The sequence below is a fragment of the Streptomyces sp. NPDC058674 genome (assembly GCF_042716505.1).
Lineage (GTDB): Bacteria > Actinomycetota > Actinomycetes > Streptomycetales > Streptomycetaceae > Streptomyces.
The window spans coordinates 21010-36893 of the sequence record NZ_JBHXSC010000018.1 but is presented as its reverse complement, the minus strand read 5'-3'; the positions used below and the strand labels follow the sequence as shown (position 1 = coordinate 36893).

11 protein-coding genes, 1 tRNA gene and 1 pseudogene are annotated in these 15884 nt (G+C 68.1%); 11 read left to right on the top strand and 2 right to left on the bottom strand.

Features of this window, described 5'->3' with window-relative positions:
• Nucleotides 1–82: 82 nt before the first annotated feature.
• The 9 genes and pseudogenes from dnaA to ACFWU6_RS12245 all read left to right on the top strand — a co-directional run.
• Nucleotides 83–1171: pseudogene (gene dnaA / locus ACFWU6_RS12285) on the top strand (chromosomal replication initiator protein DnaA); the annotation flags it as partial.
• Nucleotides 1172–2035: 864 nt separating this feature from the next.
• Nucleotides 2036–3166, top strand: a complete 1131-nt coding sequence (dnaN, locus tag ACFWU6_RS12280) for a DNA polymerase III subunit beta (protein ID WP_383800778.1) — start codon at nt 2036–2038, stop codon at nt 3164–3166.
• 178 nt (nt 3167–3344) lie between these two features.
• A complete protein-coding gene (gene gnd, locus ACFWU6_RS12275; protein WP_383800780.1) occupies nt 3345–4220 on the top strand; it encodes a phosphogluconate dehydrogenase (NAD(+)-dependent, decarboxylating) in 876 nt (291 codons plus the stop codon).
• Between the two features lie 56 nt (nt 4221–4276).
• On the top strand, nt 4277–5413 hold the full coding sequence (recF, locus tag ACFWU6_RS12270) for a DNA replication/repair protein RecF (protein WP_383980709.1): 1137 nt from the start codon (nt 4277–4279) through the stop codon (nt 5411–5413).
• Nucleotides 5410–5964 (top strand): DUF721 domain-containing protein, encoded by a 555-nt coding sequence (locus ACFWU6_RS12265; protein ID WP_383800785.1) that lies wholly within the window; start codon nt 5410–5412, stop codon nt 5962–5964. Before recF ends, ACFWU6_RS12265 begins: the two co-directional genes overlap by 4 nt.
• Nucleotides 5965–6438: 474 nt before the next feature.
• On the top strand, nt 6439–8508 hold the full coding sequence (gyrB, locus tag ACFWU6_RS12260; protein ID WP_383800788.1) for a DNA topoisomerase (ATP-hydrolyzing) subunit B: 2070 nt from the start codon (nt 6439–6441) through the stop codon (nt 8506–8508).
• Between the two features lie 40 nt (nt 8509–8548).
• A complete protein-coding gene (gene gyrA / locus ACFWU6_RS12255; RefSeq protein ID WP_383800790.1) occupies nt 8549–11161 on the top strand; it encodes a DNA gyrase subunit A in 2613 nt (870 codons plus the stop codon).
• 87 nt (nt 11162–11248) lie between these two features.
• Entirely contained in the window at nt 11249–11830 is a 582-nt protein-coding gene (locus ACFWU6_RS12250; RefSeq protein ID WP_383980707.1) for a DUF3566 domain-containing protein, read from the top strand.
• Between the two features lie 83 nt (nt 11831–11913).
• Nucleotides 11914–11990, top strand: a tRNA-Ile gene (locus tag ACFWU6_RS12245).
• Between the two features lie 316 nt (nt 11991–12306).
• On the opposite strand, the gene xerC is transcribed toward ACFWU6_RS12245, so the two are convergent.
• Nucleotides 12307–13200, bottom strand: a complete 894-nt coding sequence (gene xerC, locus ACFWU6_RS12240; RefSeq protein WP_383980705.1) for a tyrosine recombinase XerC — start codon at nt 13198–13200, stop codon at nt 12307–12309.
• Between the two features lie 455 nt (nt 13201–13655).
• Between xerC and ACFWU6_RS12235 the strand changes: the two genes are divergently transcribed.
• Both ACFWU6_RS12235 and ACFWU6_RS12230 read left to right on the top strand, forming a co-directional pair.
• Nucleotides 13656–14027: a hypothetical protein gene (locus ACFWU6_RS12235; protein WP_383800801.1), complete on the top strand. Its 372-nt coding sequence runs from the start codon at nt 13656–13658 to the stop codon at nt 14025–14027.
• The gene (locus tag ACFWU6_RS12230; RefSeq protein WP_383800804.1) at nt 13978–14916 is read left to right on the top strand and encodes an SUMF1/EgtB/PvdO family nonheme iron enzyme; all 939 of its coding nucleotides are present in this window, start codon (nt 13978–13980) and stop codon (nt 14914–14916) included. The genes ACFWU6_RS12235 and ACFWU6_RS12230 overlap by 50 nt, the downstream gene beginning before the upstream one ends.
• Before the next feature lie 138 nt (nt 14917–15054).
• On the opposite strand, the gene ACFWU6_RS12225 is transcribed toward ACFWU6_RS12230, so the two are convergent.
• Nucleotides 15055–15747, bottom strand: coding sequence for a pentapeptide repeat-containing protein (locus tag ACFWU6_RS12225; protein ID WP_383980703.1), 693 nt, complete (start codon nt 15745–15747; stop codon nt 15055–15057).
• Nucleotides 15748–15884 lie beyond the last annotated feature (137 nt).

The following is a 15884-nucleotide window of genomic DNA, read 5'->3' as shown; positions in this document are numbered from 1 at the left end:
GTCCCCGTACGAGTCCCAGCAGCCTCACCAGTCCCGTCAGTACGAGCAGCAGAAGTACGAGCAGCCCCAGCAGCGCCAGGCCCCGGGCCGGCCCGCGGCGCCGCCGTCCGGCGGCTCGTCCTCGGGCCCGCCGGAGCCGACCGCCCGGCTGAACCCCAAGTACCTCTTCGACACCTTCGTCATCGGCGCCTCCAACCGCTTCGCCCACGCCGCCGCGGTCGCCGTCGCCGAGGCCCCCGCCAAGGCGTACAACCCGCTCTTCATCTACGGGGAGTCCGGCCTCGGCAAGACGCACCTGCTGCACGCCATCGGGCACTACGCCCGGAGCCTGTACCCCGGCACCCGCGTGCGGTACGTGAGCTCCGAGGAGTTCACCAACGAGTTCATCAACTCCATCCGCGACGGCAAGGGCGACGCCTTCCGCAAGCGCTACCGCGAGATGGACATCCTGCTGGTCGACGACATCCAGTTCCTCGCGAGCAAGGAGTCGACGCAGGAGGAGTTCTTCCACACCTTCAACACGCTCCACAACGCCAACAAGCAGATCGTCCTCTCCTCGGACCGGCCGCCCAAGCAGCTGGTCACCCTGGAGGACCGGCTGCGCAACCGCTTCGAGTGGGGCCTGATCACCGACGTCCAGCCCCCGGAGCTGGAGACCCGGATCGCGATCCTGCGCAAGAAGGCCGTCCAGGAGCAGCTGAACGCCCCGCCGGAGGTACTGGAGTTCATCGCCTCCCGCATCTCGCGCAACATCCGCGAGCTGGAGGGGGCGCTGATCCGGGTGACGGCCTTCGCGAGCCTGAACCGGCAGCCGGTCGACCTGGGCCTCACCGAGGACGTCCTCAAGAACCTCATCCCCGGCGGCGAGGACAGCGCTCCCGAGATCACGGCCTCCGACATCATGGCGGCCACCGCGGACTACTTCGGCCTGACCGTCGACGACCTCTGCGGGTCCTCCCGCAGCCGGGTCCTGGTCACCGCCCGGCAGATCGCCATGTACCTGTGCCGGGAGCTGACCGACCTGTCGCTGCCCAAGATCGGGGCCCAGTTCGGCGGCCGGGACCACACCACCGTCATGCACGCGGACCGCAAGATCCGCGCCCTGATGGCCGAACGGCGCTCCATCTACAACCAGGTCACGGAGCTCACCAACCGCATCAAGAACGCCTGAGCCGGCCCGTCAGGGGCCGCTTCAGGACCCCTTCACACGCACGCAGAGGGCGCTCCCGGTCCACAACGGGGGCGCCCTTCTTCGGTCGCACGCCCCTGACCTGTTCGAATACGCCCCCCGCGGAGCAAGTCATCCACAGATTCCCGGACTTTCTTCCGTCCACAGCCTGGGGACGCGTTCCTTCACCCACAATCTGTCCACAGGGGTGCCGGGTGAGGGTCCATCAGGGCAGGTCAGCCCCCTGTGGAATTGTGCGCAACCCCTGTCCACAGGCTGTGGACAGATATTTCGTCCACAGGGCTGTGCACGCCTCTGTCCACCGGCAGCCCACAGGTTCGCACCCCCTGTGCACAGGTTCCGAGGACTTCTCCACACCGTTGTCCACTGTTCGGCAACGCGCCACCCCCCGTCACCGCCGCGAGTGAAAGCGGTCACACGGAAGTAGACGTTTGGGTTGTGGAGTACCGGGGGAAAGCTGGGGACACACCTGTGGAGTAGTCGGGGTCTCCTGGGGACGGGCTGTGCAGAACTTTTCGTTCTCCACAGCGACACCGTGTTGTCCACCGGTGCCGCCCACAGGCGCGGTGGATAAAAAACGCGGGCTGACCTGCCCATACGGTGTTATCCACTGTATCCACAGGCCCTACTACTACCCCCATAGAGAGTTAGCTCGGATTCGGTTTTCAAGCAGGTCCTGTGCACAACTCGGTGGGCGGCCTCTCCGCCGCCTCGCTCCCGACTTGACCGCCGACCGCAGCGACTGTCGGCGCCGTACGTCAGACTGGTCCCCGGCATCGGTCGAGGCATCGACGAGCCGACGACGAAGGCCGGCAGACGAGCGAGCAACAGCAGGAGGCGGTTCCGGTGAAGATCCGGGTGGAGCGCGACGTACTCGCGGAGGCGGTGGCTTGGGCGGCCCGCAGCCTCCCGGCCCGGCCGCCGGTGCCCGTCCTCGCGGGCCTGCTGCTGAAGGCCGAGGAGGGCAAGCTGAGCCTCTCCGGCTTCGACTACGAGGTCTCGGCCCGGGTCTCCGTCGAGGCCGACGTCGAGGAGGACGGCACCGTCCTGGTCTCCGGCCGGCTGCTCGCCGACATCTGCCGCGCCCTGCCCAACCGCCCGGTGGAGATTTCCACAGACGGTGTACGGGCGACCGTGGTCTGCGGCTCCTCGCGGTTCACACTCCACACCCTGCCTGTGGAGGAGTACCCGGCGCTGCCGCAGATGCCGACCGCGACCGGCACCGTGCCCGGTGAGGTCTTCGCCTCCGCCGCCGCCCAGGTCGCCATCGCCGCTGGCCGCGACGACACGCTGCCCGTGCTGACCGGTGTCCGCATCGAGATCGAGGGCGACCGCGTCACCCTCGCTTCCACCGACCGCTACCGCTTCGCCGTCCGCGAGTTCCTGTGGAAGCCCGAGGACCCCGCGGCCTCCGCCGTGGCCCTGGTGCCCGCGAAGACCCTGCTGGACACCGCCAAGTCCCTGACCAGCGGTGACACCGTCACCCTGGCCCTGTCCGGCTCCGGCCAGGGTGAGGGCCTGATCGGTTTCGAGGGCGCCGGCCGCCGCACCACCACCCGCCTCCTGGAAGGCGACCTGCCCAAGTACCGCACGCTCTTCCCGACCGAGTTCAACTCCGTCGCGGTGATCGAGACCGCCCCGTTCGTCGAGGCCGTCAAGCGCGTGGCCCTGGTCGCCGAGCGCAACACCCCGGTCCGGCTGAGCTTCGAGCAGGGCGTGCTGATCCTGGAGGCCGGCTCCAGCGACGACGCACAGGCTGTGGAGCGCGTCGACGCCACGCTGGAGGGCGACGACATCTCGATCGCCTTCAACCCGACCTTCCTGCTGGACGGGCTGAGCGCGATCGACTCGCCCGCCGCCCAGCTCAGCTTCACCACGTCGACCAAGCCGGCGCTGCTCAGCGGCCGTCCCGCGGTGGACGCCGAAGCGGACGAGGCCTACAAGTACCTGATCATGCCCGTCCGCCTCTCCGGCTGACCCCTCGCAGCTCAGGCCCGGTTTCGCGGTTCGCGGAGCCGGGCCCGTCCGCGTCGGGCGCCCCACGCGCCCCGTGGAGCCGGGCCGCGGCTCCCGGCGTAGGCTCGGGGGCCTGGGGTGTCTCGGGGAAGCAGGAGACCCCCGGCACAGACGGCCACAACGCTTAAGGAACCACCTGATGGAGCTTGGTCTCGTCGGTCTCGGCAAGATGGGCGGCAACATGCGCGAGCGCATTCGCCGCGCAGGCCACACCGTCATCGGATACGACCGCAACCCGGACCTCGCCGACGTCCACAGCCTGCGGGAACTCGTGGACAGCCTGCAGGCCCCCCGCGTGGTGTGGGTGATGGTCCCGGCGGGCGCGGCGACCCAGTCCACCGTCGACGAGCTCGCGGAGCTCCTCGCGCCGGGCGACGTCGTCGTCGACGGCGGCAACTCGCGCTGGACCGACGACGAGAAGCACGCGGGCGAGCTCGCCGCCAAGGGCATCGGCTTCGTCGACTGCGGCGTCTCCGGCGGCGTCTGGGGCCTGGAGAACGGCTACGCCCTCATGTACGGCGGCGCGGCGGACGACGTGGCCCGCGTCCAGCCGGTCTTCGACGCCCTCAAGCCCGAGGGCGACTTCGGCGCCGTGCACGCCGGCAAGGTCGGCGCCGGGCACTTCGCGAAGATGGTCCACAACGGCATCGAGTACGCCATGATGCAGGCCTACGCCGAGGGCTGGGAGCTGCTGGAGAAGGTGGACTCGGTGACCGACGTCCGCGAGGTCTTCCGCTCCTGGCAGGAGGGGACGGTCATCCGCTCCTGGCTGCTGGACCTGGCCGTGAACGCCCTCGACGAGGACGAGCACCTGGAGCGGCTGCGGGGCTTCGCGCAGGACTCGGGCGAGGGCCGCTGGACGGTGGAGGCCGCGATCGACAACGCCGTGCCGCTGCCGGCGATCACCGCTTCCCTCTTTGCGCGGTTCGCGTCGCGCCAGGACGACTCCCCGCAGATGAAGATGATCGCGGCCCTGCGCAACCAGTTCGGCGGCCACGCGGTCGAGAAGAAGTAGCCCCGCAGCACCACAGCACCACAGAGCAGCAGGAAGCCGGGGGAGGTCGGCGCCGTATGCATGTCTCGCATCTCTCGCTGGCCGACTTCCGCTCGTACGCCCGGGCCGAGGTGCCCCTCGACCCGGGCGTCACCGCCTTCGTGGGCCCCAACGGTCAGGGCAAGACCAATCTCGTCGAGGCGATCGGCTACCTGTCGACGCTCGGCAGCCACCGGGTCTCCTCCGACGCCCCGCTCGTCCGCATGGGCGCGGACCGGGCGATCATCCGCGCGGCCCTCACCCAGGGCGAGCGGCAGCAGCTGGTGGAGCTGGAACTGAACCCCGGGCGGGCCAACCGGGCCCGGATCAACCGCTCCTCGCAGGTCCGGCCGCGGGACGTGCTGGGGATCGTACGGACGGTGCTGTTCGCGCCGGAGGACCTGGCCCTGGTGAAGGGCGACCCGGGCGAGCGGCGCCGCTTCCTGGACGAGCTGGTCACGGCGCGCTCGCCCCGGATGGCGGCCGTCCGCTCCGACTACGAACGGGTGCTCAAGCAGCGGAACACCCTGCTCAAGTCGGCGGCCATGGCCCGCCGGCACGGCGGCCGCTCCATGGACCTGTCCACCCTCGACGTGTGGGACCAGCACCTGGCGCGCGCGGGCGCGGAGCTGCTGGCGCAGCGCCTGGACCTGATCGCGACGCTGCTGCCGCTGGCCGACAAGGCGTACGAGCAGCTCGCGCCCGGCGGCGGCCCGCTCGGCCTGGCGTACAGGTCCTCGGCGGGCGAGCCGGTGGACAGCGGCGCCGCGCGCACCCGCGAGGCGCTGTACGAGGTGCTCCTCGCGGCCCTGGCCGAGGTGCGCAAGCAGGAGATCGAGCGCGGGGTGACGCTGGTCGGCCCGCACCGCGACGACGTGCTGCTGCGCCTGGGCGAGCTCCCGGCGAAGGGCTACGCGAGCCACGGGGAGTCGTGGTCGTACGCGCTGGCCCTGCGGCTGGCCTCCTACGAGCTGTTGCGCTCCGAGGGGGCCGAGCCGGTGCTCATCCTCGACGACGTCTTCGCGGAGCTGGACACCCGGCGCCGGGAGCGGCTGGCGGAGCTGGTGGCCCCGGGTGAGCAGGTACTGGTGACGGCGGCTGTGGACGATGACGTTCCGGGCGTGCTGGTGGGAGCGCGGTTCGGAGTGTCCGGCGGTGAGGTGACCCGGTTGTGAACGATCAGGTGAAGGGCCCCGGTCCCGGAGAGGGCCGGGAGCCGCGCAGGCCCGCGGAGTCCTCCGGTGTGGACCTGGCCCGCCAGGCGCTGGCGGCGGCGCGGGAGCAGGCGCGGGCCCGGGGCAACGCGGCGGGCGGCGGCCGCAGGCGGCAGCAGCAGCCGGGGCTGCGCTCGGGCGCCCGGGCGGACGGGCGGGACCCGATGCCGTTGATGGCGGCGCTGGACCGGCTGCGGACGGAGCGCGGCTGGGAGATGCCGATGGCGGTCGCGGGCGTGATGGAGCGCTGGCCGGAGATCGTCGGGCCGGAGATCGCGGCGCACTGTGAACCGGAGCGGTACGAGGACCGTGAACTGGTCGTGCGGTGCGACTCCTCGGCGTGGGCGGCGCAGCTGAAGCTGCTGGCCCCGCAGCTGGTCGCGCGGTTGAACGCGGACCTCGGGCAGGGCACGGTACGGATGATCAAGGTGCAGGGCCCGGGCGGGCGGCCGAAGCGGTACGGGGCGTGGCGCGCGCCGGGCAGTACGGGGCCGGGAGACACGTACGGCTGATCCGGGGCCGGTGGGGGCGGGCTGCCGGTCGGCGGGCGCCGTGCGGGCAGCCCGGCCGAGCCGGCACCCGGGCTCCGCCCCGGACCCCGCGCCCCGCACGCCGGCGGGACTGGAGCCGCCCGTGCCCCGCCGGGCCCCGGAGGCGGGCGGGGCCGGAGTCGCCCGGGGTCCGGCCGGGGCGGAGTCGCGGTGGCCGTGGGTGGTGTCCCTCACGGTAGCGGGAGGTTGACAGGCCGAAGCGCTGGGTGCCCGCGTGAGCCTCTTTGGGCCCCTCTCCGGATATGGGGAGTCGGAGAGAGGAGGTTCAGGGCGGCACATGCGGACTCAGGTACCGGCAAACCCCCATTCATGTCGGCGGTACCGGTAGACTGAAGCGAATCCCGCCCGTTTGCGGGATCTGCTTTACCCACGCTGACAACGCAGATTCGACGCAGCCGCTCCCGCTTGCATGCCTGCTGGCCCGGAGTACGGCCTGTGCTGTGCCAGAAAGGGCGCTTCGTGGCCGATTCCGGCAACCCCAACGACAAGAACGAGTCCACAGTCGGCGGCGCGGCCGACGAGGCAGGTGCGTCTTCGTATACCGGCAGCAACATCCAGGTCCTGGAGGGCCTGGACGCGGTCCGCAAGCGGCCCGGCATGTACATCGGATCGACGGGTGAGCGCGGCCTGCACCACCTCGTCTACGAGGTCGTCGACAACTCCGTCGACGAGGCGCTGGCCGGCCACGCGGACACCATCGACGTGACGATCCTCGCCGACGGCGGGGTCAAGGTCGTCGACAACGGCCGGGGCATCCCGGTCGACATCGTCCCGTCCGAGGGCAAGCCGGCCGTCGAGGTCGTGCTGACCGTCCTGCACGCGGGCGGAAAGTTCGGCGGCGGCGGCTACGCCGTCTCCGGCGGCCTGCACGGCGTGGGCGTCTCCGTGGTGAACGCCCTGTCGACGAGGGTCGGGGTCGAGGTCCGGCGTGACGGCTTCCGCTGGACCCAGGAGTACAAGCTCGGCGCCCCGACGGCGGCCCTCGCCAAGAACGAGGAGACGGCCGAGACCGGCACCTCGGTCACGTTCTGGGCCGACCCGGACATCTTCGAGACGACCGAGTACTCCTTCGAGACGCTGTCGCGCCGCTTCCAGGAGATGGCCTTCCTCAACAAGGGCCTGACCCTGACGCTGACGGACGAGCGCGAGTCGGCGAAGGCCACCGTCGGCGCCGACGACCCGGACGCCGACGCGGCCGAGCCCCCCGCGCGCACGGTGAAGTACCACTACGAGGGCGGCATCGTCGACTTCGTGAAGTACCTGAACTCGCGCAAGGGCGAGCTCATCCACCCGACCGTCATCGACGTCGAGGCCGAGGACAAGGAGCGCATGCTCTCGGTCCAGATCGCGATGCAGTGGAACTCGCAGTACACGGAGGGGGTCTACTCCTTCGCGAACACGATCCACACGCACGAGGGCGGTACCCACGAGGAGGGCTTCCGCGCGGCGATGACCGGTCTGGTCAACCGCTACGCGCGCGAGAAGAAGTTCCTGCGGGAGAAGGACGACAACCTCGCCGGCGAGGACATCCGCGAGGGTCTGACGGCGATCATCTCGGTGAAGCTCGGCGAGCCGCAGTTCGAGGGCCAGACGAAGACCAAGCTGGGCAACACGGAGGCCAAGACCTTCGTGCAGAAGGTCGTGCACGAGCACCTGAACGACTGGTTCGACCGCAACCCGAACGAGGCCGCGGACATCATCCGCAAGTCGATCCAGGCGGCCACGGCGCGCGTCGCGGCCCGCAAGGCCCGCGACCTCACGCGCCGCAAGGGCCTGCTGGAGAGCGCCTCGCTGCCGGGCAAGCTGTCCGACTGCCAGTCGAACGACCCGACCAAGTGCGAGATCTTCATCGTCGAGGGCGACTCGGCCGGCGGCTCCGCGAAGTCCGGCCGCAACCCGATGTACCAGGCCATCCTGCCCATCCGCGGCAAGATCCTGAACGTCGAGAAGGCCCGCATCGACAAGATCCTCCAGAACACCGAGGTCCAGGCGCTGATCAGCGCCTTCGGCACGGGCGTGCACGAGGACTTCGACATCGAGAAGCTCCGCTATCACAAGATCATCCTGATGGCGGACGCCGACGTCGACGGCCAGCACATCAACACCCTGCTGCTGACCTTCCTGTTCCGCTTCATGCGGCCGCTGGTCGAGGCCGGGCACGTGTACCTGTCGCGCCCCCCGCTCTACAAGATCAAGTGGGGCCGCGACGACTTCGAGTACGCCTACTCCGACCGTGAGCGCGACGCCCTGGTGGAGCTCGGCAAGCAGAACGGCAAGCGGATCAAGGAAGACTCGATCCAGCGCTTCAAGGGTCTGGGCGAGATGAACGCCGAGGAACTGCGCATCACCACCATGGACGTGGACCACCGCGTGCTCGGCCAGGTCACCCTGGACGACGCGGCGCAGGCCGACGACCTGTTCTCGGTGCTGATGGGTGAGGACGTCGAGGCCCGGCGCTCCTTCATCCAGCGCAACGCCAAGGACGTCCGCTTCCTCGACATCTGAGTCGGCTCAGCTGACTGCTTGAAAGGACTTCTGACCAGCAATGGCCGACGAAACCACTCCCACCGCCGAGAATTCCGCGGAGGAGCAGCCGGTGATGCGGATCGAGCCCGTCGGGCTCGAGACGGAGATGCAGCGCTCCTACCTCGACTACGCGATGTCCGTCATCGTCTCGCGCGCCCTGCCCGACGTGCGGGACGGCCTCAAGCCGGTCCACCGCCGGGTGCTGTACGCGATGTACGACGGCGGGTACCGGCCCGAGAAGGGCTTCTACAAGTGTGCCCGCGTCGTCGGCGACGTCATGGGCACCTACCACCCGCACGGCGACTCCTCGATCTACGACGCCCTGGTCCGCCTGGCCCAGCCGTGGTCGCTGCGCATGCCGCTGGTGGACAGCAACGGCAACTTCGGCTCCCCGGGCAACGACCCGGCCGCCGCGATGCGCTACACCGAGTGCAAGCTGATGCCGCTGGCCATGGAGATGCTCCGGGACATCGACGAGGAGACCGTCGACTTCACGGACAACTACGACGGCCGCAACCAGGAGCCGACGGTCCTGCCGGCGCGCTTCCCGAACCTGCTGGTCAACGGCAGCGCCGGCATCGCGGTCGGCATGGCCACCAACATCCCGCCGCACAACCTCCGCGAGGTCGCGGCCGGCGCCCAGTGGGCGCTGGAGCACCCGCAGGCCTCGCACGAGGAGCTCCAGGACGCGCTCATCGAGCGGATCAAGGGCCCCGACTTCCCCTCGGGCGCCCTCGTCGTGGGCCGCAAGGGCATCGAGGAGGCGTACCGGACCGGGCGCGGCTCCATCACGATGCGCGCGGTGGTGGAGGTCGAGGAGATCCAGAACCGCCAGTGCCTGGTGGTCACGGAGCTCCCGTACCAGACCAACCCCGACAACCTCGCGCAGAAGATCGCGGACCTCGTCAAGGACGGCAAGGTCGGCGGGATCGCCGACGTCCGCGACGAGACGTCCTCGCGGACGGGCCAGCGGCTGGTCATCGTCCTCAAGCGGGACGCGGTCGCCAAGGTCGTGCTGAACAACCTGTACAAGCACACCGACCTGCAGACGAACTTCGGCGCGAACATGCTGGCGCTGGTCGACGGCGTGCCGCGCACGCTGTCGATCGACGCCTTCATCCGCCACTGGGTGACGCACCAGATCGAGGTCATCGTCCGGCGCACCAAGTTCCGCCTGCGCAAGGCGGAGGAGCGCGCGCACATCCTGCGCGGTCTGCTCAAGGCGCTGGACGCGATCGACGAGGTCATCGCGCTGATCCGGCGCAGCAACACGGTCGAGATCGCCCGTGAGGGCCTGATGGGCCTGCTGTCGATCGACGAGATCCAGGCGAACGCGATCCTGGAGATGCAGCTGCGGCGCCTGGCGGCACTGGAGCGGCAGAAGATCGTCGCCGAGCACGACGAGCTCCAGGCCAAGATCAACGAGTACAACGCGATCCTGGCCTCCGAGGAGCGCCAGCGCCAGATCGTCAGCGAGGAACTGGCCGCGATCGTCGAGAAGTTCGGCGACGACCGGCGCTCCAAGCTGGTCCCCTTCGACGGCGACATGTCCATGGAGGACCTGATCGCCGAAGAGGACATCGTCGTCACGATCACCCACGGCGGCTACGTCAAGCGGACCAAGACCGAGGACTACCGCTCGCAGAAGCGCGGCGGCAAGGGCGTGCGCGGCACGAAGCTGAAGCAGGACGACCTGGTCGACCACTTCTTCGTCTCCACCACGCACCACTGGCTGCTCTTCTTCACGAACAAGGGCCGCGTCTACCGGTCCAAGGCGTACGAGCTGCCGGACGCCGGCCGCGACGCGCGCGGGCAGCACGTGGCGAACCTGCTGGCCTTCCAGCCGGACGAGAAGATCGCCCAGATCCTCGCGATCCGCGACTACGAGGCGGCGCCCTACCTGATCCTGGCCACCAAGGGCGGCCTGGTGAAGAAGACGGCGCTCAAGGACTACGACTCGCCCCGTTCGGGTGGTGTGATCGCCATCAACCTCCGCGAGACGGAGGACGGCGGCGACGACGAGCTGATCGGTGCCGAGCTGGTGTCCGCCGAGGACGACCTGCTGCTGATCAGCAAGAAGGCGCAGTCGATCCGCTTCACGGCGACCGACGACGCGCTGCGCCCGATGGGCCGCGCCACCTCGGGCGTCAAGGGCATGAGTTTCCGGGCGGGCGACGAGCTGCTGTCCATGAGCGTGGTCCGTACCGGTACGTTCGTCTTCACCGCGACCGACGGCGGCTACGCCAAGCGGACGCCGGTCGACGAGTACCGCGTCCAGGGTCGTGGTGGTCTGGGCATCAAGGCCGCGAAGATCGTGGAGGACCGCGGGTCGCTCGTGGGAGCGCTCGTGGTGGACGAAACGGACGAGATTCTCGCCATCACGCTCAGCGGTGGTGTGATTCGTACGCGCGTCAACGAAGTCAGGGAGACCGGTCGTGACACCATGGGCGTCCAGCTGATCAACCTGGGCAAGCGCGATGCCGTCGTCGGCATCGCTCGGAACGCCGAGGCCGGTCAGGAAGCTGACGAGGTCGACGAGATCGAGACAGAGATCGAGGCCGGGGCAGCCGATGGACAGGCAGCCGAGGCTGCCGGGGGCATGGAGCCCTCGGCCGGGGAGCACGAGGAGTAAGTCGTGAGTGGAGCCACGGGCGCCGGACCGGCCAAGACTGGAGCGAACGGTGCCCCTGGCCCCGCCGCGGACTCCCAGGGGGGAACCGTGACGGACACCCGAGGACCGCAGCCCAAGGGCGCCGGGCCGGGCACCGGCACCGCCGGGACCGCAGCCGGCCAGGAGCGGACCGCACAGCCCTACCAGCCGCCGCAGGCCTACGCGGCCCCCTCGGCGCCCTCGGGCCCGGGGGCGCCGCGGGGCGGCGGGGGCGCCGCGCCGCAGCGGGCGCCGCGTACGGGGACGCGTACGGCGCCCAGGACGCGCAAGGCGCGGCTGCGGGTGGCCAAGGCCGACCCGTGGTCGGTGATGAAGGTCAGCTTCCTGCTGTCGATCGCGCTGGGCGTCTGCACGGTCGTGGCCGCGGTGGTGCTGTGGATGGTCATGGACGCCATGGGCGTCTTCTCGACCGTTGGCGGCACGATCAGCGAGGCGACCGGGTCGAACGAGAGCAACGGCTTCGACCTCCAGTCGTTCCTGTCGCTGCCGCGCGTCCTGGTCTTCACGTCGGTGATCGCGGTCATCAACGTGGTGCTGGCGACGGCGCTGGCGACGCTCGGCTCGTTCATCTACAACCTGTCGGCGGGCTTCGTCGGCGGTGTGGAGCTGACGCTCGCCGAAGACGAGTGACCTGCGCAGACGCCCGGTCAGAACCGATTTTGGAGCTACCGCGTCTGTGCGCTAATCTTCAGGAGTCAGCGCGCAGCGCGGATGGGGCTATAGCTCAGTTGGTTAGAGCGCATCCCTGATAAGGATGAGGCCACAGGTTCAAATCCTGTTAGCCCCACCAGCACAAAGGCCCCCAACCGATCATGGTTGGGGGCCTTTGACATCTGCGGCTGACATCAGCCGATGAGTGGATCTTCCAGCAGATCCGCGAGAAGGCCGGCAGCCTCGCGCTGATCCTCATCCACCACGTGTGTGTCGATGTCCATCGTCATGCTGATCTGACTGTGCCGAAGGATCGCCTGAGCGACCTTGGGATGCACCTTCAGCGAAGCCAGCAGCGGTTCCGCCCGTGTGCCTGGCCAACCGCACCGTGACCGGCCGCACACCAGCCCGCTTCACCAGGGCTTCGAACGTCCGGGAGAAGCCCCGCGGCTCGATCATCCCTCCGTGAGCCGATGAAAAGACCAGGTCCGCATCCGGCGCCTGCCTCCAGTCGGCGCCTGCCTGCTTGCGTTCCAGGCTCTGGAGGTATCGCCGCTCTTCGAGAGCGTCGGCGCAAACTCCGGCAAGGGCAGCACGGCTTTAGAGGACTCTGCCTTGAGATCCTTCAGGACCAGCTTGCCCTCTGCCCGCTGCACCTGATTGGCCGGCGTGAACTGTACGGCCTCGAAGTCGACGTCCTGCCAGCGCAGCCCCAGCACCTCGCTCCGGCGCAGCCCTAAGAACCAGCACCAGGACGCAGCCGCGTAGAGCCGGTGGGCCCGCGCGGTGCGCAGGAAGACAATCGCCTCCCGCGCGGTCCATGGTTTGCGCTCCTGTTTCTTGACCGCAGCCATGTCCACCAGGTCAGCGACATTGCGCATCACGATCTCCTCGCGGCGCGCCCGGTTCAGGGCGTTGCGCAGTACACGTAGTGACTCGAACCGAGCCGAGGGCGGGACCTTCTCGCGAACCAGGGCAGCCAGGAAGAGGCGGACCTGTGCCGGGGTCAGCTTGGTCAGCGGCTTCCTTCCCAGATGGGGCACCGGGTAGAGTCTGACCTTGGACTCGTATTTGACGTACGTGTTGAACTCGCGGTTGGGCTTGACGATGTGCTCCAGCCAGTAGGCGAGCCATCGCCCCACGGTCCAGGAGCGCGAGGGCACGGGCACCCCGTTGCGCTCCTGGTCTTGCAGCTTGCCGAGCTTCTCCGCCGCTTCGTCGTACGTCACTCCATAGACGATTTTCCGCACCCGGCGGCCATCGGTGTCCGTGACGTAGGCGGCGCCCTGGTACCTGCCGTCCGTCCGCTTCGTGATCGTCCCTCCGCCGTGTGGGCGTCGCTTGGCCATCAGGCAGCCTCCTCGATTCACTTCCATGCGGATGGAAGAAGGCACGATCCGCGGCCTCACGCTCCACTTGGACCGCCTGGTGCGAGACTGCCGGATCGTCTTCGGCGTGGAACTGGACCGTGAACAGACGCTGAGGTACATCCGAAAAGCAGCTGAGGGTGTGACCGGGGTCGCGGATTCCGTGTCACCGTTTTCGACCCCGCTTTGGACATGGGGACCCCCAGCGCGGCCAAAGATCCTCACATCCTGGTAACCCGGCGCCCGGCCGGCGCAATGCCGCCGCCTGCACTCAAGGCAAAGGCGTTCACCTTCACCCGCGACAACGCCGAGGTGAAGCACATCGGTCTGCACCCGCAGCTCCGGCTCCGTCGTGAAGCGCAGCTTGCTGAGTTCGACGACGCGCGTTCATCGAGCCAGACGGCCGACTCTCCGAGGGCGGTACGTGGAATCTCGGGTTGGTTGACCGCGAAGGAACAGTCGTCTGGCCGGAGGCTCCCGTGCTGCCCGGTACTACGATGCTGCTCCTCCAGGCACTAGATGCACCGAAGCAGATCACTGCCCCGGTACGCGTCAGCGACGTACCGAACATGGCCGCAGCCTTTGCAACGAACGTTTCGATCGGTGTGCGCTCCATCAGCGCACTGGATGACGTGAGTTGCCGCAGGACCACCCCGTACTCGCCGCACTGCGCAGCGCCTACTCCGAGATCCCCGGCGAACGCCTGGAGACGCGCGCCGTCGCTTCCTCCGCGGTACCGCCACTCCATCGAGGTAGCCCATGCCACTCGTGACCAAATGGACTGGACGGGAGGTAAGAGCACTGCGTGAGGCTGTGCGAATGAGCCTTGTGGAGTTCGCCGCGAAACTGGGGGTATCCGATCGGAGCGTTTCCGAGTGGGAGCAAGCCGGTGTGACGGCCGCCTCGCGGATGGTGAACCAAGCGGCGTTGGACACGCTGCTGGCTAAGGCTGATAAGGATGCTCAGGGTCGGTTCGTGGGCATCCTGGCGACAGACGACGTGCGGGTCCACGCCGTCATCGAGCCCGATGAATCCGAGACTAGTAGCGGTGAGTACGTGCAGCATCCCGGTGACGGGAGGCTGATGGCGTACGTTCCGGAGGGGATGTACCTTGCCGGGCAGGAAGACGAACCGGTGTGGGTGGACACATTCCACATCGACACGTTCCCGACGACCAACGCAGATTACGCAAGGTTCTGTGCAGCCACGCGACACCCCGTTCCAGAGCACTGGGAGAACGGCCGCTGCCCCCGGGACCTGTACGACCATCCCGTCGTGCACGTGACATGGCGGGATGCGAATGTCTACGCGGCTTGGCCTGGGAACTCACTGCCCACCGCTGAGCAGTGGGAGAAGGCGGCCCGCGGCACATCAGGTCGAACATTCCCGTGGGGAGACCAGCGGACCGCCGCCAAGTGCAACGTCCGGGAGACAGCGGTAGAGCGCACTACGTCAGTTTCCCGGTATCACAGCGGCGTCTCCCCAAACGGCGTCTACGACATGGTGGGCAATGTCTGGGAATGGTGTGCGACGGCGTCCCGCCCGGTCCGATACGAGCCAAAGGGAAGTGCCTTCACGAGCCCTCTGTTCCGGGGTGTGCCAGCGATCTTCAACGATGCCGACGGCACGATGCACGATGACGACACGGGATTTCGCTGTGCGGCAACGCCGGCGAAGATGGAGCCGCGAAAGAGCTGACGGTGCGGGTGGACCGGGGTGTCATACCTATCGGTCGGCCACGGTTGGTCGTACTGCTTCGGTGGTTGAACCTGGCCAGTCCCGGCGGTTGGCAAGCTCGCTCGTTTGCTGCAGCAGCCGCGGAGGCCCGCAGGCTGCTCACCCGATTCGCTCTTTACCGCTCCAAAATGTGCAATTGGGTACCCTCTGCCCCCAATGGAAGTTCCCCACCCACGGATGCCCGGCGATTTCCCTTTTGAGTTTCTTCGTATCGACTTCCGCTGGCCAGCAGGTAAGCGGGTTGACGGCCGCGCCCATGTAGCTAGTCTCTACTCCATTGACGATTGCGTGGGTGAAGTTCGCGCCGTGCAGCTTGGCCCCTTCAAGGTGAGCGCCCCTCAAATCTGCTTCAAAGAAGTTTGCTCCAACTAGGTTCGCACCTTGCATCTTGGCGTTTCTTAGGTCGGCCCCTCTCAGGTCGGTATCCCGAAGTTGGGCGCCCCGTAGCTCGGCTCCATTGAGATCCGCGTTACGCAACGACTTACCGCTGAAGTTAAGTCCTTTTATATTTCGGTCTCCTGGCGTGAACCCGGGTATGCTGTCGGCAATTTCAACGTTCGCACGCCAGGTTGCATATTTATGGCTTACTTCGAGGGACTGTTCCAGAAAGAGAGCCGAGATCCCTACGGCGATACCGGTAATCAACCCGCCGCCAATACCGGCCAGTACCTCAATCCTCGGTTCGCGCTCTGGTTCCCTTAAAGCCATCCGCCATGCGAAAATTGCACCCGCCGCACCGAGAACGCCGAGTAGTCCCATCACCGAGAGTAGAAGCTGACCTGACATAGGCATGGGGGCATCCCCCATATGCGTGGACCGGGGAAGAGTTCCTCACTTCCTATCTACCCTTAGCCTCACGTGATCGCAAACGCTGCGTTCAGCGACTTGAATCAGTGAGGTCGGTGTGATGGTGACTGGCAGTTGTCCAT